The organism is Terriglobia bacterium, assembly GCA_035712365.1.
Taxonomy (GTDB): domain Bacteria; phylum Acidobacteriota; class Terriglobia; order UBA7540; family UBA7540; genus SCRD01.
Genome location: DASTAW010000051.1, coordinates 1 through 25,466, shown reverse-complemented (window position 1 = coordinate 25,466; position 25,466 = coordinate 1). Strand labels below are relative to the sequence as shown.

The window sequence follows — 25,466 nt, the reverse complement described above, 5'->3', positions numbered from 1 at the left end:
CCCCCTCCTTGCTCGGAATCGATTGTTAAAAACCGGCACCGCTGTTCTTCCGCGGTCCGCCTATCAGTATGCGAGCATTCATCGCCATCGAGTTGCCGGCATCCATCCGCGAGGCCCTTGCCCGCCAGCAGGCACGCTTTCGCGCGGCGAGCGGCGATGCCCGTTGGACGCGGCCTGAAGGGACCCACCTGACACTGAAATTCCTGGGCGACATTTCTGCCCGGCAGGAAGCAGAGGTGAAGAATGCCTTGGGCCGGATGGAACGGTTTGACGCATTTACCGTTCGGGTCCACGGCTTCGGCTTCTTCCCGAACGCCAAAAGACCGCGCGTATTCTGGGCCGGTCTTGAGGCCCCGCCCGGTCTTGCCCGGCTGGCAGCCCAGGTTGAGAGCGCGATGGCGCCGCTGGGCTTCCCGCCGGAAGACCGTCCCTTTAGACCTCACCTGACCCTCGCGCGCTTCAAAACTCCCCGCCCGCAACCCAAGTTTGAGTCGCTTTTGTCCGCAGAGGAAACATCGCCTGTGGGCAGCTTTGAAGTGTCAGAATTCTTCCTCTGGGAAAGCCGGCTGCTCCTGGGAGGCGCCGAGTACCAGAAGGTCGCGCGCTTCCCGCACGACGGACCTGTTGCCTGATGAAAGGCGGCGCATCGCTCAAGTTCTCGGCGTTGATGGCCGAGAATTACAGGGATAGAGTGAGCGCAGCGCAGATGAAACAGGTGTTGCCCAGGCAATTGAGAATTCAGTATATCCTCCTGTTGATTCTGGTCAGCATCAGCGTCCTTCCTCTGTGGTTTTTCGGCTGGCGAATGGTCAGCATGAACAAGGGCCGGCTGGAAACGCAGGAAAAAATCCTTCAGACGACGCTCTCCAAGTCGCTTGCCCAGCAGATCCAGCTTTACGTCGAAAACGTCCGGCAGCAGGTAAAGGAACTTTTCGACGCGGTCGCTCCGCTGGCCGTCGAGGTGCGGAATTCCAAGTATGAAGATGACCCACAGATGGAACGCGCGCTCGAAGACTCGCTGGCGGACCAGCCGGGCGTGATCTACGTCACCGTCCTGAACGCCGAGGCGCGCGGACGCGGCGCCCAGGCCACTCAAGCCAGCGGATTTAACGCCGGCTCCGATACCTTCGTCCGCAAAGCCCTGGAAGCAGCTTTCCTGGCGGCGCGTCAGGGGCAGCGGTATGAGAGCAATCCCCTGACTGCGGTGGGGCCTCGTGGCAGCGAACTGGTGATGGTGATGGCCGAACCCATCGAGCGCCGGAACACCTTTCTTGGCATGGTCGCTGCCGTGGTAACTCTGCGGCCGCTGGGGGATGAGCTGGCAGAGTCGAGAAGGCTGGGCCTCGAGGCCTGCATCGTAGACAATTCGGGCCGGACGGTGGCTTCCAACAATCCCGACCAGAACGTCGCGGGGCTTGACATGGTGAGCAATCCCATCGTGCAGAAATTCCTGGCATGGCGCGGCCGCGCCCATCTCACTGAAACGTCAGAATACAACCTGGTTCGCAACGGCAGAGTTGTTCCCATGCTCGGGACCTATTCGCCCACGCTCAGCGGGCGGTGGGGCGTGATCCTCCAGAAGAAGAAGAGCGACGCATTTATGAGCGTCATCGAAATGCGCGATGCCACCATTCGCCTGGGGTTGCTGGTCATCATCATCAGCCTGATGGTCGCCGTTTTTGCTTCCAAGTCGATCACGCGGCCCATCGCCCACCTGGCCCGCACGGCCCGCGCCATTGCGGCACGAGACTTCAGCGTCCGCGCTGATGTTCGCAACCGCACGGAAATTGGCGAACTGGCCCAGGGCTTCAACATCATGGCCGAAGATCTCCAGCAGTACATCAGCGACCTGAAGCGGGCATCGGAGGAGAACCGGCAACTGTTTATCGACTCGATCGAAATGATGGCCGCCGCGGTTGACGCCAAGGACCCTTACACCAAGGGCCACTCGAGCCGCGTATCGCAGTACTCCATGATCCTGGCAAAAGAAATCGGGTTGGACGACCTGGAGGTGGAGCTGGTCCGCGATTCCGCCACGCTGCACGACGTGGGGAAAATCGGCGTTGATGACCAGGTGCTGCGAAAGCCCGGAGTGCTGACCGACGAAGAATTCGAGCTCATGAAACGCCACACCATCATGGGATTTGAAATTGTCCGGCAGGTGCAGCAATTGGCCGGTACGCTTCCGGCTATCCGCTGGCACCACGAATCGCTCGATGGTTCCGGCTATCCGGACGGCATTAACGGCGATGAGATTCCGCTGCTGGTCCGGATCGTCGCCGTCGCGGACACCTTTGACGCCGTCACAACCGACCGGCCCTACCAGACAGGCTGCGACTTCCCTTCCGCGCTGGAGATCCTGAAGAAGCACGCCGGGACCCGCTACGACCCCATCGTTGTGGATGCGCTGCACTCGGCCTACGCCAAGGGCTACCTGCGGAAGTTTGAAATGAGGCGCCGCTCCCAGGTTCCCGGTGTTGAGGTCAGATCCTGACCTCGCCCACTTTGCGCTACAATAAAAAGCGCATGGTGCAAACTCTATTCGGTCCCCAGGAACAGAAAAGCAACCTCTTCAAGCGGCTTAAGCAGGCGGTATCCTCAACCAAGAACCAACTGGTCGAGCGGCTTGATCAGGTGACGGAAGGGCGCGAAGCGATTGATCCGGCCCTTCTGGACGACCTCGAGGCCACCTTGATCATGGCGGACCTGGGCGTGGACACTTCCAGCGACATTCTGACCGGCCTGCGGGAACAGACCCGCCGCGGAACTCTGAAAGATGCGCGCGAAATCCGAGGCGCCGTGGAACAGGAAATTCTCAGGATTCTCGAGAGTCCTCGGGACGGCGCCGACAGCCGTCGAGTCCCCGCGAAGCCTGCCGGGGGCCAGCCGGAAGTGATCCTGGTGGTAGGCGTGAATGGCGTCGGAAAGACCACCAGCATCGCCAAACTGGCCCGCTGTTACAAGGACCGGGGCCGCAAGCCCATGCTGGTGGCCGCAGACACGTTTCGCGCGGCTGCCATCGAACAACTTGACATCTGGGCTACGCGGCTGGAAATGGAAATCGTCAAGCAGAAAGCGGGCGCAGATCCCTCCGCCGTGCTCTTCGATGGTCTGAAGGCCGCGCGATCAGGCGGGTTCGATCCGGTCATTGTGGACACCGCCGGACGCCTGCACACCAAGCACAATCTGATGGCGGAGCTCAACAAGATGTGCCGCATTGCCTCGCGGGAAGTGCCCGGCGCGCCCCACCAGGTGCTGCTGGTGATGGATGCCACCACGGGACAGAATGGGCTGGCCCAGGCGCGCCAGTTTACCGAGCATGCCGGGGCAACGGGCATCATCCTCACAAAGCTCGATGGGACCGCCAAAGGCGGAGTGGTCGTCGCCATTGCCCGCGAGCTTGGCCTGCCCATCCAGTTTGTCGGCATCGGGGAGAGAATCGACGACCTGGTTCCCTTCAATCCACGCGAGTTCGTTGCTTCTTTGTTCGGCGATTAGCGTCGTTTTACAGAAGGGTGTAACACCGCAACACCTGGTCACCCTGAGCGAAGCGAAGGGTCCCTGCATTTCTCCTAGCTAAATACGGGGATGCTTCTCCCACTTCGCGGGTTTACCCTCAGGGAACTGCCGTGGTTCTTCGCTCCACTTAGGATGACAGGCGAAGGGACCGGCATGCGGCGGGCGCGTTTCAAGTATCGTAGACCGCCCAAAAGTGCAACCAAACGCCTGCCAGATGAATCAAATTGCTGAGTGAACCTTGCAAAGAAGCCGCGCTGAGAGCATATTATGAGGAGTGAGGGAATAGGCAGGCTTCTCGGGCAGGTTACCCGCGGCTCCGGCTTCGGCCGGAGGAGGAAGTTTTATGAGGAAAGCAAAGAAAACACTGGTCGCAAGTCTGGTTATGGCCGCCGCGTTGCCGTGCCTGGCCCTTGCGGCGCAGGATAGTCCTCCCGTTCTCCGCCGCGCTGACGGCCCGGTTGCGCCGAACACCACAGCACCCACCGCGCCCGCCAACAATTCAGCACAGCCGAACAACAAGCCCGCCACGACTCTCTTGCCGGCTGGCAGTTCACTGCATGTCAGGCTGCAAACCACACTGACGTCGAAAACGAATAAAACGGGCGACAAATTTTCCGGGTATGTCGAGCAGCCTGTGGTCGTCAACGGCAAGGAAATCGTCCCGGTTGGCAGCCTGGTGGACGGCCATGTCGTGATGGTCAAGGGATCAAAACGCGTCAAGGGCGTAGGCCAGATGCGCATCGTGCTGGACGATATCACCACTGAGCGCGGCGACGAGTTTCTCTTGAATGGATCACTCGAAGAAGCGCAAGGCAGCCCCTGCGCCAGAACAGCGGCCGACTCTGAAGGGACCCTCAAGGGTTGTGGAAAGAGCGCCAAGGACGCGATGAAAGGCGCCGCCATTGCCGGTGCGATGGGCGCCGGCGCAGGCGCTAGCGTCGGGATGGGACACGAAATCGAGTGCAATTATTACGGCAATTGTGGCGGACCCAGCTTTGGGGCCGACGTCGGGTACGGCGCTGCAATTGGCGCCGGCGCAGCCCTCATCTATAACGTCTTCAAGCACGAAAAGCCGCTGGTCCTGATCCAGGGCACGCACCTGACTTTTGTTGTCGATCGGAGCGTTACCGCAAAGCCGATGCCAGCCTCGGCCAGCATTCCGTCAGCCGGGAACTGAAGGTCCCGCCCGGCTGCTGCTCACCAGCACCGAATTCCGATCTATTTCCCCGATGTCTCAGGCAGGAGAGAGACCTCGTCGAAACGGATGAATTCCTGAATGACGTCCTCATGGGATTCGCCGAGCTCGCTGATGGGGCCAAAGTAAGCCACGCGGCCATCCACCAGGAAGACAACCCGGTCTGCCAGCTTGCGGGCCAGTTTCATGTCATGAGTGACCACGACAGAAGTCAGTCCGGTCTGCTTTTTGAGCTTCAAGATCAGGTCGCCGATGGTCTTGGCCATCAGCGGGTCCACCATCGTGGTCGGTTCGTCATACAAGATGGCCTCGGGGGAGGCTGCGAGCGAACGCGCAATGGCGACGGCGCGCTTCATGCCCGTGCTTAGGTCTGAAGGCATCTGGTCACGGACCTCATTCAGGTCCACAAGCGCCAGCAGCTCATCCACGCGGGTCTGGATGGCGGCTTCGTCCAGGCGCGCACCGCTGACAGCACGTTCCCGCAGCGGGTAAGCGACATTCTCGCCGGCCGTCAGGGAGTCAAACAGGGCCCCTGATTGGAACACCATGGTCACGCAGCGCCGCACATCGAGGAGCTCTTCCTCCTTCATGGCCGACACTTCCCTGCCCGCAACCAGCACCCGGCCGGAGTCGGGCTGAATAAATCCCAGAATGTGCTTGAGCGTAACGCTCTTGCCCACGCCGCTTCGGCCGAGCACCACAACCATCTCTCCGCGCTCGACTTCAAAGCTGACGTCAATCAGCACAGGTTCGTCAAACGCTTTATACACGTTCAAGAACTGGATGTAGGGCTGCCCCTTCGTTTTTTTTGACGTGAATTCAACCATTTTCTCAGTAGTTCAAGCCGTCGGCGACTGTCTTAGTTTAGCGCGAAACGCGGCAGGGACAGGCTTCAAACGTGCCAGGCAATGGCCGCCCCAGGCGCCTCCGCCCTTCGCCTGGCGCGTTCATAGTCTTCCGGCCGATTCATATTGTCGAAAACGGACGCCCGGAACCCAGCCTCAGCCAGTTCCCGCCAGGTGATTTTCGTGTAATGGACCATGGAGAAGAACCCGCTCAACTTGTTTTCTCCCAGCTCGAGCCTCGTTCGAACGGCGTAAAGCGCCCGGCGGCGGTAGACGGCGCAAAGCGGCTGCAGACGCCCATCCCGGGAACATGGGACAGTGGCATCGCTTCCGGCGGCCATGGCGCGAAGTACCAGACCGCTTAACAGCCTGCGGGTAATGAAAGGTAGATCGCACGCCACAATCAGATTGTATTCAGTCCGGCTCTCGAGCAGCGCCGTATAGATTCCACCCAGAGGGCCGCGGCCGGCAACTGCATCAGGGATGCAGGGGGCGTTAAGGTCGGCCAGATAACCAGCGGGCGCTCCAATGACGGCGACCCGGCGCGCTACTGACCGAAGCAGCCGGACTTGCCGCTCCAGCATTGATTCTCCGTCAATCCGGAGGGATTCCTTCGGCCTGCCCATGCGCCGGCTGGCTCCTCCCACGAGAAGGAATCCCGTCAGGTCAGTAAACCGTCCGGACTGTAAACGATTGCCTGGCGCTAAGGGCGACATTAGCCTTCCTGTCCGCTCGCTGGCTGCGGCCCCATCCGCTAACGTATTCTACAAGAAACAAAGAAGATCCTGCCACGAGAATTCACAAATGTCCGGCCCCTGGCAGGCGATTGCGACCGCCCGAGAACCGACCCCGTAACATAAAAAGGGTTGAGATTCTAAATACTTGTGGTACATTCGGGCAGTACCGCTTGGGGGACATGGAGACCGAAGATTACCTGGAAGCGTCTACAGATTTCCAGCTGGCGCAAGCTGCTGATGGCCCTGGCGGCGATCGTCATCATTTCTGAACTCTCGGCATTGGCGGTCATCATACACCGGCGGCGCCTCGCCGAAAATGCTCTTGCCCAACAAAAGGTGCTTGCGGTCAGCGAAGCCAAGCTCATTGCTTCCAAGCACGAAGTGCGGCTGATCCGGGAACTTCCACCGCGAACAACCTTCAGCGATTTCCTTTCTGAGCAGGGACTTGAGGCAGACACCATCCATGAAGTGGTCGAGGACGTCCGCCCGGTCTACAACCTGTCGAGGGTGCGCGCGGGAAACAAGGTTACGCTGATCAGCTCAGAGCAGGATGGACTCAAGAGGATCGGCTACGAGATAGATCCGGAGCACGTGCTGTGGATCCGTAGGCAATCCCCCGGCTTCGACGCCAGCGTCTCGGAAATTCCCTTCGCGACCAAAGTGGCCCACCTGTCGGGAACGGTGCACAGTTCGCTGTTTACCGCGGTTGAAGAGCAGGGCGAGCATGACCAGCTTGCGCTCAATTTTGCCGACATCTTTGCGTGGGACTTTGATTTTAACAGCGACACGCAGGATGGCGACCACTTTGAAGTGATCGTCGAAAAGAAGTTCCTGAACGGGCAGTTTACCGCCTACGGGAAAATTCTGGCGGCGGAATATGACAGCGGCAAGCAGAATTACCAGGCCGTGCTGTTCCGCGACCCCTCCGGCGATTCAGCCTACTATGCGCCGGATGGCAAGGCTGTGAAAAAAGCCTTCCTGCGGTCCCCCCTCAGGTTTGCTGCGCCCATCACCTCGCGCTTCAGTTACCACCGCTTCCATCCCATCCTGAAGCGTTACCGGCCCCATCTCGGCATCGACTACGGAGTTCCGGTAGGCACCCAGGTGCAGTCGGTGGGCAATGGAGCGGTGGTTTTTGCCGGCTGGGATGGTGGCGGCGGCCGCGAGGTTAAAATCCGGCACGCCATGGGGTATGAAACTTTTTATCTTCATCTCTCGCGCATCCTCGTACATACCGGCGAACACGTCCATCAGGGGCAAACCATCGCCCTGAGCGGCAAGTCCGGTCTCGCAACCGGCCCGCATCTCGATTTCAGGATCGAGCAGCACGGCCAGTTCCGAAACTTTCTGGCGCTGAAGCTCCCGCCCGCTCTCTCCGTTTCTCGGGAAGACTGGGCGGACTTTGCCAGGGTACGCGACCAGATGCTCGACGAGCTTGCAACCCTGCGCGGCCACAAGGAAGGCTTGGAGCAGGCATCGCTCCAGGCACACGCACCCTCCAAAGGCCCAGGCCGGTAACGGACGGTTCCCCGCCCGGGTCACTCTGACAGGCATCCCGAACGACGATTAATCGCGCGTCTCTACTCGCTCAAGCCCCGTCAGGCGATAGTCCGGGCCGGGGGTGAAGGTTGGATGGTAGGCGTTTATCCTGCCCTCCCCAAGCCTCAGAATGAAGGTATGGCTTTCCGGGTCCGTCTCCGGCCGCGCGGGGACCTCGAAGATCCGGTCATCAATAAATTCCGGCCACATGTTCTGAATACGCTGGCGAAAAAGCTCCAACGTCGGCTGTTCCGTTTTGAGAAATTGCGGCGGATCAATGAAGGAATACGCCGTCTTATAGTCGTGCAGGTGCAAGGCGGCAATGAACCTGTAGAGGACGTAATCCCGGTTGTGGGTGTACTCGGTCCGGAACGGAACATAGGCATCATTTTTCCAGACGTAAGCAGTAGCCGCCTGAAAGCCCCGGCCGGTCTGCTCCGGGGAGGCGGCAAACATCAACAGCCCCGGGTCCGCCTGTCCCGCCGCGATCATGACCGGAACGTTGCCGCTTCCCGCTTTTTCAAATTCGATCGATCCGAAGTCGTATCCTGTATAAGAGGCGGAATCAGACCGTCCGTCCCACACCAGCGAGGCGTGATGGTCCTTGAGCCGGAAAATCACCGGGTATGGAACAGCGGTCACGCCGCGATAGAGGACCACGGCAAACAGCGGCGCTGCGCCTCCACCTTGCCCCGGCAAAACTTCGAGCGTCAGGGCAGCAGTCGCCTCCATCAGTAAAGATGCCTGCCAGCCCTCGCCGGCCCATGAAAGCAGATAAAGCTCCGGCTGGGCTTTTGGCGGCCCTCCCTGGTCCGCGGGTTGCCATTTAACTGCCACGGCAGAAATTCCGCCATGCTCAAGGCCGGTGATGGCCTCCAATCCAAGCGTGGAATCCTCGAACGCCTGCTGGCCGACCTGCGCCGAACTCAAGCCAAGCGCTCTCGCCAGCGCCTGCAGGCCCGGGGAGCGAACCCCGGCAATGGCCTTCTGAATCGCCTCAAGGCCAGCCGGGACTGCCGCGGGCCCTGTTTCCTGAACGACCTGAGCCTGCGGAGCTGTCGCCACAGCCAGCGCAGAGGCCGGAGACAATTCTGCAGTACCGCGAGGGCGCCCGCCGGCAGGAGAGCCCAGCGCGGCACGGGTCGCCAGCAGCAAAAAGGCAATCCATTTCCCACGCAAGATTTTCACGAAGGCAGAATTCAAGCGATCACGATGAGCGCGCTTGCGACTTGGCAATTGGTGTTTTCCCTTCCCCAAACGGCCATTATAGCTTTGCACTGCGCAGGTGACCAAGCAGGGTCTTTCGTTCATGGAATCTCTTGACAGAAGGGGTTCCGAAGTTGTAAATTAGCACTCTTGGATTCAGAGTGCTAATTATTAGGTTGCCTTGGCAACTTTGGAATAAGTCTTCTTGTTTCAACAATCAACAAAAGCGGGGGTTGGCGGCCGCCAACTCGTCCTCAAGCAGTTCCACGAGGCCTGAGACTGGCGGACCAAGGCTGCCGCTGATGAAGGAAAATCAGGAAAGGAGAGAGTCCACAATGAGGTTAAGGCCGTTGCAAGATCGAATTTTGATCAAGCGTGTTGAAGAGAAAGAAACCGTGAAAGGTGGAATCATTATTCCCGACACGGCAAAAGAAAAGCCCCAGGAAGGCGAAGTCGTTGCCGTCGGTCATGGAAAAAAGACCGAAGACGGCAAGGTGATTCCGCTGGACGTGAAGGTGGGCGATCGCGTTCTTTTCGGAAAATACTCCGGCAACGATATCAAAATCGACGAGCAGGAATACCTGATCCTGCGCGAAGACGAGATACTGGGTGTGCTTGAGGCTGCGAAGGCTGCGGCAGGCAAGAAGTAAGAAATCCCCCTGTAGATGAACTTGCAGAAAGGAATATGAAGACCCCGCCGACAGGCTTGAATCGCCGGGCGGACGCAAAATTTTGGAGGAATTTAAAAGATGGCAAATGCAAAGCAGATAGTACATGGAGCGGAGAGCCGCCAGGCAATTCTCCGCGGCGTCAATAAACTGGCGGACGCAGTAAAGGTCACGCTGGGCCCCAAGGGGCGCAACGTGGTCCTTGACAAGAAATTTGGCTCCCCCACGATCACCAAAGACGGCGTGACCGTGGCGAAAGAGATTGAACTGCCGGATTCAATGGAAAACATGGGAGCCCAGATGGTGCGCGAAGTCGCATCCAAGACGTCTGACGTGGCCGGCGACGGCACCACCACAGCCACCGTTCTGGCCCAGGCGATCTTCCGCGAGGGCGTGAAGAACGTCGCCGCGGGAGCGAACCCGATGGCCATCAAGCGAGGCATCGAAACCGCCGTCCGCGCGATTTGCGGCTACGATGAAACGAAGAAGGATGGCTCCAAGAAGCACATTCAGGGTGAACTCGAAAAGCTGTCGAAGCCGGTCGAAGGCGGCATGATCGCCCAGGTCGGCTCGGTCTCAGCCAACAACGATTTCACGATTGGCAGCATCATTGCCGAGGCCATGAAGAAAGTCGGCAAGGACGGCGTCATCACCGTGGAAGAGTCACGGACGATGGAGACGGAACTGGAAGTCGTCGAGGGCATGCAGTTTGACCGCGGCTATCTTTCACCCTACTTCGTCACCGACCCCGAGCGGATGGAATGCACGCTCGAGAATCCGGTGATCCTGATCCACGAAAAGAAAATCAGCTCAATGAAAGACCTGCTTCCCTTGCTGGAACAGATTGCCAAGTCGGGCAAGCCGCTGTTGATCGTGGCCGAGGAAGTCGAAGGCGAGGCGCTGGCCACCCTGGTGGTCAACAAGCTGCGCGGGACCCTGCAGTGCTGCGCGGTGAAGGCCCCGGGCTTTGGCGACCGCCGCAAGGCCATGCTGGAGGACATCGCCACCCTGACCGGCGGCAAGGCCATCACGGAAGACCTGGGCATCAAGCTCGAGAACGTGAAAATGGAAGATCTCGGCAAGGCCCGCAAGGTCACCATCGACAAGGACAACACCACCATCGTCGAGGGCGGCGGCAGGAGCGAGGCCATCGAAGGGCGTGTGAAGCAAATCCGGGCGCAGGTTGAAGAGACCACCTCCGACTACGACCGTGAAAAGCTCCAGGAACGCCTGGCCAAACTGGTGGGCGGAGTTGCCCAGATCAAGGTGGGCGCGGCGACCGAAACCGAGATGAAAGAAAAGAAAGCTCGCGTTGAGGACGCCATGCACGCCACCAAGGCCGCCGTCGAGGAAGGCATTGTTCCTGGCGGCGGTGTTGCGCTGGCTCGCAGCATCCATGCGCTTGAAAAGCTCAAGGCCGATGAAGACGAGCAGATCGGCATCAACATCGTGAAGCGGGCGCTCGAAGAGCCGCTGCGGATGATCGCTTCCAACGCCGGCTGGGAAGGCGCCGTGGTGGTGGAAAAGGTAAGGGCCAACTCCAGCGCCAACTTCGGCTTCAACGCTCAAACCGAAACCTTCGGCGACCTGGTGGAAGCCGGCGTCATCGACCCCACCAAGGTCACGCGCACCGCTCTCCAGAATGCTGCTTCCATCGCCTCACTGCTGCTCACAACCGAGGCGCTGGTCAGCGAAATTCCGGAGAAGGACGACAAAGCTCCTGCCGGACCTCCGGGAGGCGGCGGCATGGGCGGAATGTACTAAAAGCAGTGGTCAGTGACTAGTGGTTAGTGGTCAGCAACCAGGCAAACACAAGGGCGGGGACCGATTCCCCGCCCTTTTTATTTTTCGCGGCGCCGCGTTGAGCGGCTTTGAGTCCCACTCGATTTGATTTCCCCCGCCTTCCGGCCACGGCTGCGAGACCTGCCCGCAACATCAAGCATTAAATCAACCATCTCAACGTATGCTGGAATCACCTCCGGCGCGAAGCGCTGCAGTTCAACGATGTGGCGTTGAAGCGTTGCCCAGTCCCCGCGCACGGCAGGACCCGTCAAGGATTTGCGGCCGCCAAACTCAACAAAGTTGCGTACCGTTTCTGAGACAAAAATTCCAAGCATGGGGCGAATGATGTTCTTTGGCACGCCAGCTTCGCGCAGGATTCTCTCAGAGCAATCCATCAGCGTCACCACCGTTGGGCACACGAGAAAGGCGCTCAGGTGGTAGAGCGCCTTGGCTTCAGGCACGATAGTGAACGATTTCCCGCCCAGCACCTTCACCCACCGCCGCGCCACAGCCACGGCCCGCCTGTCACCCTCCACTGCCCAGTAACAACCCCGAAGATTTTGCACACCCGCTGACGGACTTGGGATTGTCTGATAAGGATGCAGCGATCCGACAGCCGCTCCGCGCTTCTTGAAAGGGTCGAGGACGGACGCCGCGAGCGAGCCGCAGGTGTGAAGAACAACCCGTCCTGACCAGTCTTTGCGAAAGCCGGCAAGCGCTCGCGCCACGGGACCGACTGCGGCATCCGAAGTCGACATCAGAATGACCTTGGCCTCGGCCAGCCGGCGGTCATTAGACGTGAGCGCCTTGCCGCCGCCGATGAACCGGACAGCTTTCTTCGCCCGCGAAAGTTGTCGTGCGGCAACAAACTCGATCGGCACGCCGGCGCCAAGAAGCAGCCTGCCCATCGCCTGCCCCAGCCTTCCCGGCCCCACAATTGCAACTGTTGATTCTCGCCGCGCCCGCGGTGTTTCGGCCCTCATAAAGTTTTTACCATGCGCCTCATTCCGAGGGCCGGCGCTGTTCCGTTTCCCGGGCCTGCCCGGCGCCTTCTTCTCCCAGGCCTGTAACGAATCCCGCTTCCTTTTCGCGCAGCGCCTTCACCCGGTCACGCAGTTTTGCGGCCTTCTCAAACTCGAATTCCTTTGCGGCCTCGCGCATCTGGTTTTCCAGGCTTCGGATCATTTCCTCAAGCTGGACGTGCGAAGTAATCTCTTCAGCCTCGGCCTCAGTTGGCACCGTCACGTAATCCGCCTCGACAATTTTAACCAGGGCCATATCGACAGGTTTGATGATGCTTTCCGGAGTAATGCCGTTCTCCGCGTTATACTCCATCTGCCGGGCGCGGCGGCGGTCGGTTTCAGCAATGGCCTGCCGCATGGAATCCGTCATGCGGTCGGCGTAAAGGATGGCCCGGCCGTGCAGGTGCCGCGCCGCGCGGCCCATGGTTTGGATCAGCGCGCCAGCCGAGCGCAGATAGCCCTCCTTGTCGGCGTCCAGAATGGCCACCAGTGAAACTTCCGGCAGGTCCAGACCCTCGCGCAGCAGGTTGATGCCGATCAGCACATCAAACTCGCCTCGCCGCAAGTCGCGAAGGATCTTCACGCGCTCCAGCGTTTCAATTTCGGAATGCAGGTAGCGGCACTTGACGCCGACCTCGGCGTAATATTCCGCCAGGTCTTCCGACATGCGTTTGGTAAGAGTCGTTACCAGCACGCGCTCATTCGCCTCGGCGCGCTTCCTGATTTCGTCCAGAAGATCGTCCACCTGGTTGCGCGTGGGCCGCACTTCGACTTCCGGGTCCACCAGCCCCGTGGGCCTGATGATCTGCTCCACCACTTCCCCTGACGTTTTTGTCAGCTCATAGGGACCCGGCGTCGCGGAAACGTAGACGGTCTGCCGGGCCCGGTGTTCGAATTCTTCAAACGTCAGCGGCCGGTTGTCGAGCGCCGACGGCAGCCGGAAACCGTATTCCACCAGGGTCTGTTTGCGCGAGCGGTCGCCGCGAAACATGCCGTGAAGCTGAGGGATGGTCTGGTGGCTCTCATCGATGAACATCAGCGCATCGTGCGGCAGGTAATCGAGCAGCGTGGGTGGAGGCTCGCCGGGCAGGCGGCCGGAAAGGTGCCGGGAGTAATTTTCAATGCCGTGGCAGTAGCCCATCTCCTTCATCATTTCCACGTCAAACATGGTCCGCTGGTGTACGCGCTGCGCCTCCACCATCTTCACCTGCTTTTCCAGCTCGCCGCGCCACCACTCGAGCTCGCTCAGGATGCCGTCAATGGCCCGTTCGCGCTGGTCGCGCGGCATCACGTAATGCGTGCGGGGATAAATCGGCAGGCGCACCAGATTCTCTTTCACCTGCCCCAGCAGCGGATCGATCTGCGCGAGAGAATCAACCTCATCTCCCCAAAGCTCGATGCGATAGGCGTTGTCCTCATAGGTCGGGTAGACCTCAATCACATCGCCGCGAACCCGAAAAGTACCGCGGCGGAAGTCGATTTCGTTTCGCTCATACTGAATTTCAACCAGCTTCTTCAGGATGTCCTGGCGCGCAATCTTCTGGCCCTTTTCAAGAAGCAGCAGCATGCCGTAATAGGCTTCCGGCGAGCCGATGCCATAGATGCAGCTCACGCTGGCCACAATCAGGCAGTCGCGACGCTCGAAAAGCGAGCGCGTGGCGCTCATGCGCAGCTTGTCGAGTTCATCGTTGATGGTGGCTTCTTTCTCGATATAAACGTCGCCGGAAGGGATGTAGGCTTCGGGCTGGTAGTAGTCGTAGTAGCTCACAAAATATTCGATGGCATTGCGCGGGAAAAATCCCTTGAACTCATGGTAGAGCTGCGCCGCCAGCGTCTTGTTGTGCGCCAGCATCAGCGTCGGCCGGTTGATCGCCTCGACCACCTTGGCAACGGTGTAGGTTTTGCCGGAACCCGTAACTCCCAGCAACACCTGGTGCTGCTCTCCGTCTTCAATCCCGCGCACCAGTTGCTCGATGGCGGTCACCTGATCGCCGCGCGGCTTGTAGTCGGAAACGAGCTTGAAGTCCATGGCAGGTAGCGCGGTCCTCTGCTCTTGAGGTCCGCGGCTCTTCCGGTCCTTATCAATGCTCTGGACGGCGGAGCTGTTAGGGCCGAAACATCTATTATATCCCGCAACCCTCAGGTAACGCTGCCATCAGGCCGCGGTCTTGACATGGGGACGGGTCTTCACTAAATTTAAGTTCAGCATGAGCCAAACAATTAAGGAGCAGATCATCGAGCAGGTTGACCGCCTGGACGAAAAGCGCCGCAAGCAGGTGCTGGATTTCACGAGGCGACTGGCTGCGCCTTTCGGGACCCCGGGTCGAAACCTCGCAGGTTTCATCGGCTCTATTGACCCCGCGGACCTCGATGCCATGGCAAAGGCGATCCAGGAAGGCTGCGAAAGAATCGATCCGAATGCCTGGTAAGAACTGGATCGAATGAACGGGAGCGGGCAGAGCGGAGAGCGATGAAATTTTACTCTTTCCGGATCGTTATTGAAAAAGGACCAGAGGACGAGGGATATTTTGCATATACCCCGAACGTTCCCGGCTGCTTCAGCAACGGGAAAACTATCGAAGAAGCCAAACGCAATATCCGGGAGGCGGTCGAACAGCACCTTGCCTCCATGCTGGCCCACGGCCAGGCAGTCCCGCAGCAGGACCGGCTTGTGCACGTCGAAGAACTCACCGTTGGCGTCCCCGAATGACCCGCCTTCCCCAACTCACGGCCCGGGAGCTTATCCGCTTCCCAAAATCTCAGGGATTCATCGAGGACCGCCAGTCAGGAAGCCATCCCACCTTATGGCAGCCCGATCGATGCGTAACAGTGACCATTCCTGTTCACACCGGCTGTGACATAGGTCGAGGCCTGACGGTTCGCATTCTCAAAGACGCGGGTTTCACTGTTGACAAGTACCTCCGGCTGCGCTGAGGGCTGCCGGGTGGCGCCGCATGTTGTATTACTTTAACCAGTGACTACAGCTAATTGTGTTATAAATCTTGACTCTGCCAACGAATTCTTTTAATCTTTGGTACGATCCAAGCCGATACCATTCCAGCGCGGTTTGTGAATTGACGGCGGAGGTGAATTTATGGGGAGGTCATTATCCCCGATCTTCCCAGCGTGGGAAAGCGATTATGGCGGGCTGCACAAGTCGCGCCGGAAGAGGAAGCTCATCGCCTTCGGGTGGTACGGCGGGAAGTTCAGTCACCTGGATTGGCTGCTGCCTCTGTTGCCAAAGTGCCACCACTACTGCGAGCCGTTTGCTGGATCGGCTGCTGTGCTCTTAAACCGGGAACCGTGTCCTGTAGAAACTTACAATGACATAGACGGAGAGGTCGTTAACTTTTTCAAAGTCCTGAGAAGTCAGCCCGAAGAACTTGTCCGGACGATCGGGCTGACGCCGTTTTCGCGTGAAGAGTTCTATCTGGCTGTTTCTAAGAACGGGCAGCCAGTCTCAGATTTAGAGCGTGCACGCCTTTTCTTCATTCGCGCCAGGCAAACCCGGACCGGCCTTGCACAGACAGCGTCACTCGGACGCTGGGCGAACTGCAAGAACACCAGTAGGGCAGGAATGTCCGGTGTCGTTTCGCGGTGGCTCGGAAGCGTTGAAATGCTGCCAGAGATCGCGCTCCGACTCTTGAGGGTGCAGATTGAAAACCGTCCAGCCCTCGAAGTTATCAAGTTGTACGATAGCCCCGGAACGTTATTCTATTGCGACCCGCCGTACGTACACTCGACACGGGGGGACTCGAAGGCTTACGGATTCGAAATGGGGGACGCCGAACACCATACTCTCGCCCGCGCTCTCAAACAGTGCAAGGGAAAGGTTGCCATTTCGGGTTATCGTTGTGGCCTGATGGACGAGATCTTCGGTGACTGGCGCCGCTTGGACGCCCCACCCAAGCGCTGCCATTCCGTGAAGAAAACGCGACGCGAGGCCCTCTGGATGAACTATTAACTTTCCCAGAGTGGTGCGGCCTGGGAACATGCTGATTGAGAAGGCTGACCAAGCGATCAAGTTTGCTTGGGCCGAGATTATGAAGCGAGCCAGGGAAGGCGAGCTCCGCGACTGGCTCTCGCAATTATCGCTCGTGCGGGACATCCATTCCTCCATCAACTCAAAGACGAAAACGTACCGCTACGTCCTGCCAACGCAGCTTTCAGCCAAACTAGCGGACTCGTCTATCGACTGCCGGTCAGTTCAAGTAGCACGCGGCGGGAAGGGTGCTTTCGATGCGCGCAGCGTCGCACATCGGGTCATTGTCCCTTTCGACCAGGCAAACGACAACGTCCTGGGCGGTTCACAGGAGCCGTATGTGAGTAAGCCTCTCCGGTTTCCCGAAATAACCCGAAAATATAGAGGTCCTCAGAAGAATCGTGAGGGATGGGATTGCCTCTGCAGAGTACTTGATTCTATCGAGAGGGAACAACGCCCGGAATTCACGGCATCGGTTTTCAATCAAGTCCTTACGGAGGTTTACAGGCGGTTGGCGCTGGTTCACGTGGTTTACCCCACTCCGCGCAGGGTCAGCCTGGATCGGACGATGAAGCTCATTGATGCGTTCCTTGCTGACCATTCGGGAGGAGATCGTTTGCTGGCGCTTACCTGCTCCCTGTTCGTGATTATCGGCCGCCGATTTCGACTCTACGCGACAGTCCGGCGGGCTAAGATTACCGCCGCAGACCAGGCGAGCGGCATGCTTGCCGACCTCGAGTGCGTTTCGAAAGGCGGCGAAGTGGTCATGGCCGCTGAGGTGAAGGACCGGCAGATCACGGTCAGCCAGATGCGGGCGAAGATGACTACGATACGCGAGAGACAAGTCTCGGAGATTTTCTTTGTGGCGCAGGGCACATCCAAGTCCGAAGAGTCGGATGTCCAGCGGCTTATCGAGAGCGAGTTCGTCAGCGGGTACAGTCTCTATGTAACCGATCTGCCTTCGCTTGCCAGGGTCGCGCTATCGCTTGTTGGAGAAAGCGGGCGGCGAGAGTTCCTAAAGGAGACCGCAAGCCAGATGGAAGAATATCGTTCCGATGTCGTTCACCGGCGGGCTTGGGCCTCGCTCTTAGGTTCTGCCTAAGGCTCTCCCACGCTTCCAGTCAAAGACAGCGGCACTACTGGTGCGCGCCGATGCCGATTTCACTTGACTTTTCTGGCCTAGCATGGTAGTCTTCCTTCAGTGCCTGCAAGCCGCGAGTTTTCCGGGACTAAAAGAGACAAATGGGACAGAAAAAACACGTTTTTTGAAAAACAAACCGGAGAGGTTGTTGAAAACAAAGAGAAATGGTCAAAAAACAAACCGGAACAAACCGGAAAACAAAGCGGAGAAGTTGTTGAAAACACGTGCCTGTGGAAAAAACAAACCGGAAACAAACCTAAAACAAAGCTACCGATCTCGTTGAAAGCATTAGAAGGTCCGAAAAAACGAACCGGAGCGAATTCAGGAAATTTGCCGCGTCGGGGCTAGCCTTTGCGCCGGACTGTGGTATCTTCCCTGCCTCGCACATGAGAAACAATTGACCCACCCTGAAAAGTCAGACTATTCGTGGGCATTTCACAATTCAGAAGAAATGGGCTGGTCATGGTTGCTCGCATTGCAAAACACACGGGCTTGAAACCGAAGGACCTGTAGGAGAGTCAAGACCCCGGAGGTGACTCCGGCCCCACGGTAGAGAAATGGATGATTAAAAAGGACACCGACAGCGCACGACGGCGTGCCTCAGTAAAAAAGAAGATTGGCCGATCAGAACAAAGCCCTCTTGCTGCGGCCCAGGACCTGTGCTTCGACGCCTGGGACGCCTCGAGTCCGAGCGAGCGCATAAGCCTCGCAAAAAGGGCGCTTCAGATTTCTCCTGACTGCGCGGATGCCTATGTCATCCTTGCAAACGAGGCAAAATCGGCCAAGCGAAGATCAGAGCTTTATGCCCAGGGCGTTACAGCAGGTGAACGGGCCCTCGGGCCTCGGACATTTGAGGACAATGCCGGCCATTTCTGGGGAGTGACTGGGACTCGACCATACATGCGGGCGCGGTTTGGGCTTGCCCAGTCACTCTGGGAAATGGGCCGACGCGATGAGGCAATTGGGCACTGCGCTGAAATGCTCCAACTCAACCCGAACGATAACCAGGGAGTGCGCTACACGCTTGTGCGGTACCTTCTTGAGGAAGATCGAGATTCGGACGCTGAAGACATCATGAATTTCTATGGAGACGGTATGATTGCCGATTCAGTTTACAGCCGCCTGCTGCTGACCTTCCGGAAGGAAGGTGACAGCGAGAGTGCCAGAAGCCTGCTTTGGTCGGCCGTAAGACACAACTACCATGTCCCTGCATTTTTGCTTGGGAAGAAGCCCCTCCCCCGTATTCTGCCGGACGAATTCACTCTTGGCTACGAGAGCGAGGCCGTATGTTACGCCGCGTCAAGCCTGAGCGTCTGGAAGAAAACTCCCGGGGCGCTGCAGTGGCTTGCGAAGCGGCTGAAATGGGATAGCTGGGAGTAGTTGTCAGGTCCGGCATCGCACTGGCGTAGGCACAGATATCCCACCGGCTGGGGCACGCATCGCGACGTTTGCGATCTTTGCGGTCGCGAGCGTCATGCAGACAGGGTTCCTTGCTAATCGAACCTTCATCTGGGCGGCGTCCAGCTTGACATTCTTTCGGGCGGGTCAATACACTGCACAGTTCAAATTCCGCGCGCCTGTGATAACTGGCCTGCATTCCGCTTCAGGAAACAGGAGGATTATCTGCATCGTGGGCGGAGTTATTGATCCCGAGGAGGTCTTCATGAACAATTCAGATTCAACCGACCGGCAGCAGGTTTCCCCGGCCCGATGCGTTCTGCTATTCGCATTCGCAATCTGCATTCCTTTTTTCCCTTCTAGCATCTTAGCGCAGCAGCCGATGCTGATCCCTCAGCCGCGCGAACTCCACACCCGCGCGCAAGACTTTCAGGTGACCCCAAGCCTGCAAATCGTTCTGTTGACGCCGGTGACAAGCGAAGACCGTTTTGCGGCGGAGAGCATCCAGAATGAACTGAAATCGATGGCGGGCCAGGAGTTTCCCATCGTGGGTTCGCCCGAGCCGCCGCAGGGCGCGCCCGCCATCATCATGGGACGCTTTGATCAGCCGGCGATGCGCAATCTTCTCTCGGCGCATCATCTCAGCACGGAAGGCGTGGGCAACGAGGGTTATGTTCTGGACGTTCATCCCGACGCCATCATAGTCGCCGGCAAAGACGGTGCTGGGCTGTTTTACGGCGTGCAAACTTTGCGCCAGCTTGTGGTTCCTGTGGGCCAGGAAGCGAAAGCCGTCGCTGTGACGCGTGACGGTCGGTTCAAACTCACGACGGAAATTACTCCTGTCGCCGCGATCCTCGGCGTGCAGGCCCGAGACTGGCCGTCGCTCCAATATCGCGCCACGCAGGTTGACCTGAGCCGCGGCCCCGTTGCCAAGCTGAGCTACCTCAAGAAGATTGTCCGCACCATCGCTCAGTTCAAGATGAACCAGCTCTACGTCTACATGGAGGATTCGTTCCGGCTTCAGGGTCAGCCGCTGTGGGGCATCCTGAGTGACACGCTTTCGCGCTCCGACTGGAACGAGCTGGTGGCCTACGCCGCCCCCTACCACGTGACCATCGTACCCAGAACCGAGGATTGCGGGCACCTGCACAAGGTCCTGCGGTTTGAGCAATACAGCAGCATGGCCGAGCGGCCGCACGGTCATGTGCTGGCCCCGGAAGATCCGCACGAAATGGGCTTGCTGAAAGCGATGTACGAACAGATGCTGCCGGTGTTTACGTCTCCGATCTACTTCGTGGGCTGCGATGAAACCTTTGCGCTGGGGACTGGCCGCAGCAAGGAACTGGTGGAAAAGGAGGGCTACGGCAAAGTTTACGTGGATCACCTGAACCAGGTTGCCCAACTCGTGCAAAGTTATAACAAGCAGGTGATGTTCTCGGGCGACATCGCCACCTCACATCCGGAAATCATTCCCAGCCTGCCCAAGGGCCAGATTATAGACAGTTGGGTTTACAGCGCCCACGAAAGCTACGACAAGTGGTTGAAGCCGTTCGAGGGCAGTGGTCTGAAAATCTTTACTTGCCCGTGGGTGGGCAACACCAGCGTTATGGTGCCCGATTACGAGGAGGCTGCGTACAACATCGGGCACTTCCTTGCGGATGGCAAGAAAGCCGGCGCGATCGGCACGATCGTGAAGGCCTGGAACGATGACGGCGAGACCATGTTTGCTCCCGGCTGGTGGTCCGTCATTTATGGCGCGGCCTGCGCGTGGGAAGACGGACTGCCGGATGTGCAGGACTTCAATCGCAAATTCGATTGGGATTTCTTCCGCGATACGGATCCCGGGCTTGTCGAAGCCATGATGAGTTTGGGCCACATCAATGAGATCATGCGGGCCGGCAAGCCTGTCGAGACGTTTGACATGCGTTATGGAGGCGCCAGCGACGGCCTTTTCTGGCAGGACCCCTTTTCGCCCGCCGGCCGGGAGCAGGTTGAGCGGATGCTGCCCGTGGCGTCACTGATCCGCCAGACGGCCGAAAACTCGTACACGGTTTTTGTGAACAGCGCCAGCCGCGCCAGGCGCAACGCCGACAGCCTCGAGAGCCTGGAGTTTGCCGCGCTACGACTGGATGCCCTTGGAATGCGCTATCAGTTCGTTCAGGAAATTTCCGAGCGTTACGAAGACGCGACGGCCGACCAGGGCGAAACGAATCGCCGGAGGGGTGGCAGAGGTTTTGGGGACATCAGCTCGACCAACGGGCGCTTGCAGGACCTGCGCGACTACACCACCCGCTTGACGGAGTTGTACCGCCAGCTTTGGCTGAGCGAGAACTTGCCCAACTGGATGCCGAACATACTCCAGCTCTACAGGCGCAACAGTGACTTGTGGCAGGACTTGATCGCAAAATTCTCCGACATTCGGTATGGATTGCGTAACGGGCAGCCGCTCCCGTCGCCAGAATCGCTGGGCTTGCTGCCCGGACAGCAAAGCGCCACGCAGTGACTACCGGGAAAGCAGCGTCCGTGCTTCTGCGAGATTACCGGAAGCTCCTTCCGAGTGGCAGAAGGCGCTCCCGACGCCGCAGCACAACGGCGCGGTCCTCAGTTGGTTCACTTTTCCGATCTTCGCTGCAACCAAATCCGGCACTCTGGCAGTTGCAGCACGGGCAGGATGTTGTTACAAATTCCCCGCCCCGAGATGCGGGCGGAGGCATCTCCCGTGTGGTAAGATGGGGTGATTTGGCTTGTAAGCCGGGTTAAGCAAGGAGTTATGCAGCATGAAAATTCGTCATCGTGAAATCGCAATTATGGTTCAGAGCACTATTTTGGCAGGAGCTTTGGGAGCGATGGTTTGCCTTGGACAGACATCGCCCGCGCCAAAGCCTGCAGGCAACCCCGCAACCCAAAGCGCCACGCCCGCGGAGGCATCATCTCCGGAAAAAGTGGTGCTCAAAGTAGGAGAAACCAAGGTCACCCAGGCGGACGTTGATTTTCTCATTGGCAACCTCAACCCGCAGGTCCGGCAGGCCGTGGCGACCCAGGGACGGAAGCCCGTGGGCGACGAATACGCCATGATGGTCCTGCTTTCGCAGAAAGCGCAGGGTGAGCATCTGGATGCGGCGCCTGGTATTCAGCGGAAAATCGCGTTCGAGAAACTTCAGATTCTGGCCCAGGAGGAATACCAGAAAATTGCACAGGGCGTCCAGGTCAGCCCGGACGAGATCAACACCTATTACACTGCGCACAAGGACGACTTCCCGGAAGAGGCGGAAATCCACGAATTCGTAATCACGAAAAAGCCCGCAGACGCAAAGGCAGGCGAGCCGGGCCTTTCCGCCGAAGAGGCCAGGACACGCCTCACGGAAATCCAAAAAGCGGTTGAGGCGGGGACCAACATGGATGAGGTCGCGAAAAAATATGACGTCCCCAATACGGTCCTCGTGGACCCCAAGCCGGTGACTGTCCGCAAAGGGCAGATGATTCCCGCGCTCGACAAGGCAGCATTTGACCTTCAGCCGAACCAGTTCTCAGCGCCACTGGAAACGCAACGCGCAGTAGTTATGTTGCAGATGCTTTCACGCCACCAGCCCGACGTAAAATCCGTGACGCCCCAGATCGAGGACAACCTGCGGCAGGAGAAGGTGCGCGCAACAATGGACGACATGAAGGCCAAAGCGAATATCTGGATGGACCCGGATTACTTCAAGGAACCACCGCCTTCGAGCGGCGCATCCGAAGGAACAACGACTCCCGCGCAACCCTGATAAAAGCGCAAACGTTTAGCAAAGCCCATAAACTTCAACATGCCAATTGAGCTCAGCCCTGCTCATTGATCGTCTGACGCCTGCACGAAAGGCGAGCATGAAACGGTCTGAGGGCGCCGACAGGAGACCTTCAACAGGTTTGTTGAAAAGCTTGTGGAAAAGCGCTCTTTTCGATGGCCTAAGGCGCGCTGAATGAACAGCTTTCTGCTCTTTGCCCTATTCTTGAGCATTCCCCGCGGCTGGTTCTGCAGACGGCGATGCGAACGTTTCCTGGTCGAGCCTGAAACCTGTCCTTTTCTACTGGAACTCCGGGATTCTTGTCAGGTTTCGCCTTAGGCACTTCACCGGGGCAGCCGGAGAAAATGTGAGACCGTCACCCCGCGTCGAAATGTTCTTTTGTGCGGCCGGAGAGGCCATGATCGGAGGAAGCGGTTGTAGTCGTCTACAAAACCTCGTGAGGCTTCTGAAGTTTTACCTCAATCAGTTGATTGTCTTTGGTAATGTCGAACTCTTTGCCGAAAGTATTGTGGTCAGGCGCTGTGACCATCAGGGTGATGGTTCCCCTGGGCACCACGGGGAATTGGCCCTTGCCATTTTTGTCGGTCTTTGCAGTGTAGGAGATGATTTTGGTTCGCCGCATGAATGCGCCCGGCACGCGGTAACGCAAAGTGAGGTGCGCCTGAAAAATGGGGTCGCCGGTTTTGGCGTCGTTCACCTGGACGTGAACAGTGGTCATCTGTTCTGCAGCCGCGAGTCTCGCCGGCATGGCGAGCGCGACCGCGGCGACAAAAGTCGTCCCGAGCCAACCCCAGGCTCTTTGCTTCCAGAGTGTCTTGAGCATGCCTCCCCACTCCTTGCCAATTCGTAATTCGATGCTTCTCAAGTTTTATCACGAATCGCTCTCTCATTGCCATTCCCGAGCGCACGCGGGCGGCTGGCATTGACACGCTCATGAGAGTCCGATAGTTTCAGTGCTGACAGCAATTTTTCGCCGGCGCAATGGGCACGCTGCCCGGAAAGGCCCTATGGGATTTTCGACGGATGCAATTCACATTGGCCAGGAGCCCGACCCTGCCACCGGAGCCATCATCGTTCCAATCTATCAGACCTCCACCTACGTCCAGGAGGGACTGGGCAGGCATAAAGGCTATGAGTATTCGCGCACGGCCAATCCCACGCGCGTCGCGCTTGAACGCAATCTGGCGCGCCTGGAGGGAGGGCAGTTCGGGTTCGCGTTTGCTTCGGGCATGGCGGCCATCAACACTGTCCTGACGCTTTTCAAAAGCGGCGACCACGTGGTCGCGGGCCGAAACCTTTACGGGGGAACGTTTCGCCTGTTTGAGCGCGTGCTGAAGGATTTCGGGTTCCAGTTCACCTACGTGGACACCAGGCGCCTGGCGAGCATCGAAGAGGCCATCCGGGATACTACGCGGCTGCTGTTTCTTGAAACACCCACCAATCCGGTTATGGAAATTACGGACATTGCGGCGGCTTCGGAGCTGGCCCACCGCCGCGGATTGCTAGTCGCTGTAGACAATACTTTCATGAGTCCCTATCTGCAACGGCCGCTCGGACTGGGCGCCGACATTGTCATCCACAGCACCACGAAATATCTGAACGGCCACAGCGACGGCGTGGGCGGCGCGGTGGTGATGAACGATGCGAAACTTGCCGAACGGTTGAAGTTCCTTCAGAACGCCGCCGGCGCGGTGCTCGGCCCGATGGATAGCTGGCTGGTGCTGCGCGGCGTCAAGACGCTGGCCGTGCGCATGCGCCAGCACAGCGAGAACGGCATGGCTGTGGCGAAATTCCTCGCCGGGCATCCGAAGGTGAAGCTTGTCCATTACCCGGGCCTCCCGTCGCACCCGCAGTATGAGCTGGGCAGAAAACAAATGAGCGGCCCGGGCGGCATGCTCTCGTTTGAAACGGGCTCGCTGGAAAATGCAAGGACGGTTCTGAACGCTGTCCGGCTCTGTTCGTTGGCCGAGAGCCTCGGCGGGGTTGAAACCCTGATCTCCCATCCTGCCACAATGACGCACGCGAGCGTGCCGCGCGAGGAGCGACAACAATTGGGCATCACTGACGGCCTGGTGCGAATCTCCGTGGGCATCGAAGACGTAGAGGACCTGATTGCCGATCTGGACCAGGCGCTGGCGAAGATTTGACCCGGGCGCTCGCACTGACCGGGGAGGTCAAGCGAGGACGCCGCGGGAATTGTAACTTTTACCCACTGTCCCTAAAAGTGACGGTCTTTTGCGTCGTGCGTTATTTCTTAACCTGGATTTATTAATAACTTAAATTTTATCAATTACTTCCATTTTTGGAATTTTGTGGGACAAACGTCCCAAACGTCTCATTCAGGGCCGTTTGATGTGTTTATGTAGCCTATCATAATACACTAATCGTTCCGGGAGCTAGTGTTGCGCAATGTAATTGTATTGACTTATGTCGCAAATTGACGTATCGTGCTCGATTATGTCACGACGAGCACCCACGATTGAACTAACCTGCAAAGAGCGAGCGACGCTGGAGACCGTCATCCATTCTCCTTCTGCTGCCCAGCGGGACGCGCTGCGCGCCCGCATCATCCTGCTGGCGGCTGAGGGCCAGCAGAACGACCATATCCAACAGGCGCTGGGAGTGTCGAAGCCTGTGGTCATCAAATGGC

Annotated in this window: 24 protein-coding genes; 18 read left to right on the top strand and 6 right to left on the bottom strand. The window is 58.5% G+C overall.

Going from position 1 to position 25,466, the window contains the following annotated elements:
* The first annotated feature begins 68 nt into the window (after nucleotides 1-68).
* The 4 genes from thpR (at nucleotide 69) to VFQ24_16125 (ending at nucleotide 4,696) form a co-directional block, all read left to right on the top strand.
* Nucleotides 69-632 carry an RNA 2',3'-cyclic phosphodiesterase gene (gene thpR, locus VFQ24_16140; protein ID HET9179885.1) on the top strand — a complete coding sequence of 188 codons (564 nt, stop codon included), beginning with the start codon at nucleotides 69-71 and terminating at the stop codon, nucleotides 630-632.
* The gene (locus VFQ24_16135; protein ID HET9179884.1) at nucleotides 632-2,494 is read left to right on the top strand and encodes an HD domain-containing phosphohydrolase; all 1,863 of its coding nucleotides are present in this window, start codon (nucleotides 632-634) and stop codon (nucleotides 2,492-2,494) included. The genes thpR and VFQ24_16135 overlap by 1 nt, the downstream gene beginning before the upstream one ends.
* Nucleotides 2,495-2,526: 32 nt before the next feature.
* Complete coding sequence (gene ftsY, locus VFQ24_16130) at nucleotides 2,527-3,498, top strand: signal recognition particle-docking protein FtsY (protein ID HET9179883.1); 972 nt, start codon at nucleotides 2,527-2,529, stop codon at nucleotides 3,496-3,498.
* A gap of 364 nt (nucleotides 3,499-3,862) precedes the next feature.
* Nucleotides 3,863-4,696, top strand: coding sequence for a hypothetical protein (locus tag VFQ24_16125; protein HET9179882.1), 834 nt, complete (start codon nucleotides 3,863-3,865; stop codon nucleotides 4,694-4,696).
* Nucleotides 4,697-4,737: 41 nt separating this feature from the next.
* On the opposite strand, the gene VFQ24_16120 is transcribed toward VFQ24_16125, so the two are convergent.
* Nucleotides 4,738-5,541 (bottom strand): ATP-binding cassette domain-containing protein, encoded by an 804-nt coding sequence (locus VFQ24_16120; protein HET9179881.1) that lies wholly within the window; start codon nucleotides 5,539-5,541, stop codon nucleotides 4,738-4,740.
* 65 nt (nucleotides 5,542-5,606) lie between these two features.
* Nucleotides 5,607-6,275, bottom strand: a complete 669-nt coding sequence (locus VFQ24_16115; GenBank protein ID HET9179880.1) for a molybdenum cofactor guanylyltransferase — start codon at nucleotides 6,273-6,275, stop codon at nucleotides 5,607-5,609.
* A 258-nt stretch (nucleotides 6,276-6,533) separates the two neighbouring features.
* Here VFQ24_16115 and VFQ24_16110 point away from each other — a divergent pair, with 258 nt between their 5' ends.
* A complete protein-coding gene (locus VFQ24_16110) occupies nucleotides 6,534-7,814 on the top strand; it encodes a peptidoglycan DD-metalloendopeptidase family protein (GenBank protein HET9179879.1) in 1,281 nt (426 codons plus the stop codon).
* Between the two features lie 48 nt (nucleotides 7,815-7,862).
* Here the strand turns inward: VFQ24_16110 and VFQ24_16105 are convergent, their stop codons facing one another.
* The gene (locus VFQ24_16105) at nucleotides 7,863-9,023 is read right to left on the bottom strand and encodes a hypothetical protein (protein ID HET9179878.1); all 1,161 of its coding nucleotides are present in this window, start codon (nucleotides 9,021-9,023) and stop codon (nucleotides 7,863-7,865) included.
* A gap of 353 nt (nucleotides 9,024-9,376) precedes the next feature.
* Here VFQ24_16105 and groES point away from each other — a divergent pair, with 353 nt between their 5' ends.
* Entirely contained in the window at nucleotides 9,377-9,691 is a 315-nt protein-coding gene (gene groES, locus VFQ24_16100; protein ID HET9179877.1) for a co-chaperone GroES, read from the top strand.
* A gap of 99 nt (nucleotides 9,692-9,790) precedes the next feature.
* Complete coding sequence (gene groL / locus VFQ24_16095) at nucleotides 9,791-11,473, top strand: chaperonin GroEL (GenBank protein HET9179876.1); 1,683 nt, start codon at nucleotides 9,791-9,793, stop codon at nucleotides 11,471-11,473.
* A 77-nt stretch (nucleotides 11,474-11,550) separates the two neighbouring features.
* On the opposite strand, the gene VFQ24_16090 is transcribed toward groL, so the two are convergent.
* Together VFQ24_16090 and uvrB are read right to left on the bottom strand one after the other, a co-directional pair.
* Nucleotides 11,551-12,474: a Rossmann-like and DUF2520 domain-containing protein gene (locus VFQ24_16090; GenBank protein HET9179875.1), complete on the bottom strand. Its 924-nt coding sequence runs from the start codon at nucleotides 12,472-12,474 to the stop codon at nucleotides 11,551-11,553.
* 19 nt (nucleotides 12,475-12,493) lie between these two features.
* On the bottom strand, nucleotides 12,494-14,542 hold the full coding sequence (gene uvrB / locus VFQ24_16085; GenBank protein HET9179874.1) for an excinuclease ABC subunit UvrB: 2,049 nt from the start codon (nucleotides 14,540-14,542) through the stop codon (nucleotides 12,494-12,496).
* A gap of 178 nt (nucleotides 14,543-14,720) precedes the next feature.
* Here uvrB and VFQ24_16080 point away from each other — a divergent pair, with 178 nt between their 5' ends.
* The 9 genes from VFQ24_16080 to VFQ24_16040 all read left to right on the top strand — a co-directional run bounded on the left by VFQ24_16080 (nucleotide 14,721) and on the right by VFQ24_16040 (nucleotide 22,798).
* Nucleotides 14,721-14,942: a hypothetical protein gene (locus tag VFQ24_16080; protein ID HET9179873.1), complete on the top strand. Its 222-nt coding sequence runs from the start codon at nucleotides 14,721-14,723 to the stop codon at nucleotides 14,940-14,942.
* 41 nt (nucleotides 14,943-14,983) lie between these two features.
* Complete coding sequence (locus VFQ24_16075; protein HET9179872.1) at nucleotides 14,984-15,223, top strand: type II toxin-antitoxin system HicB family antitoxin; 240 nt, start codon at nucleotides 14,984-14,986, stop codon at nucleotides 15,221-15,223.
* Nucleotides 15,220-15,447: a type II toxin-antitoxin system HicA family toxin gene (locus VFQ24_16070; protein ID HET9179871.1), complete on the top strand. Its 228-nt coding sequence runs from the start codon at nucleotides 15,220-15,222 to the stop codon at nucleotides 15,445-15,447. The genes VFQ24_16075 and VFQ24_16070 overlap by 4 nt, the downstream gene beginning before the upstream one ends.
* A 160-nt stretch (nucleotides 15,448-15,607) precedes the next feature.
* The gene (locus tag VFQ24_16065; GenBank protein ID HET9179870.1) at nucleotides 15,608-16,477 is read left to right on the top strand and encodes a DNA adenine methylase; all 870 of its coding nucleotides are present in this window, start codon (nucleotides 15,608-15,610) and stop codon (nucleotides 16,475-16,477) included.
* Between the two features lie 79 nt (nucleotides 16,478-16,556).
* The gene (locus VFQ24_16060; GenBank protein ID HET9179869.1) at nucleotides 16,557-17,597 is read left to right on the top strand and encodes a restriction endonuclease, SacI family; all 1,041 of its coding nucleotides are present in this window, start codon (nucleotides 16,557-16,559) and stop codon (nucleotides 17,595-17,597) included.
* Nucleotides 17,598-17,696: 99 nt separating this feature from the next.
* Nucleotides 17,697-17,984 carry a hypothetical protein gene (locus tag VFQ24_16055; protein HET9179868.1) on the top strand — a complete coding sequence of 96 codons (288 nt, stop codon included), beginning with the start codon at nucleotides 17,697-17,699 and terminating at the stop codon, nucleotides 17,982-17,984.
* Nucleotides 17,985-18,197: 213 nt separating this feature from the next.
* Nucleotides 18,198-19,016, top strand: coding sequence for a hypothetical protein (locus tag VFQ24_16050; GenBank protein ID HET9179867.1), 819 nt, complete (start codon nucleotides 18,198-18,200; stop codon nucleotides 19,014-19,016).
* Nucleotides 19,017-19,299: 283 nt separating this feature from the next.
* Nucleotides 19,300-21,537, top strand: coding sequence for a beta-N-acetylhexosaminidase (locus VFQ24_16045; GenBank protein HET9179866.1), 2,238 nt, complete (start codon nucleotides 19,300-19,302; stop codon nucleotides 21,535-21,537).
* A gap of 274 nt (nucleotides 21,538-21,811) precedes the next feature.
* Nucleotides 21,812-22,798 (top strand): peptidylprolyl isomerase, encoded by a 987-nt coding sequence (locus tag VFQ24_16040; protein HET9179865.1) that lies wholly within the window; start codon nucleotides 21,812-21,814, stop codon nucleotides 22,796-22,798.
* A gap of 442 nt (nucleotides 22,799-23,240) precedes the next feature.
* Here the strand turns inward: VFQ24_16040 and VFQ24_16035 are convergent, their stop codons facing one another.
* Nucleotides 23,241-23,639: a carboxypeptidase-like regulatory domain-containing protein gene (locus VFQ24_16035; protein HET9179864.1), complete on the bottom strand. Its 399-nt coding sequence runs from the start codon at nucleotides 23,637-23,639 to the stop codon at nucleotides 23,241-23,243.
* A gap of 184 nt (nucleotides 23,640-23,823) precedes the next feature.
* Here VFQ24_16035 and VFQ24_16030 point away from each other — a divergent pair, with 184 nt between their 5' ends.
* A complete protein-coding gene (locus VFQ24_16030) occupies nucleotides 23,824-24,963 on the top strand; it encodes a cystathionine gamma-synthase (protein HET9179863.1) in 1,140 nt (379 codons plus the stop codon).
* Between the two features lie 310 nt (nucleotides 24,964-25,273).
* Nucleotides 25,274-25,466 (top strand): helix-turn-helix domain-containing protein (locus VFQ24_16025; protein ID HET9179862.1); only part of this gene is annotated, 193 nt, incomplete at its 3' end.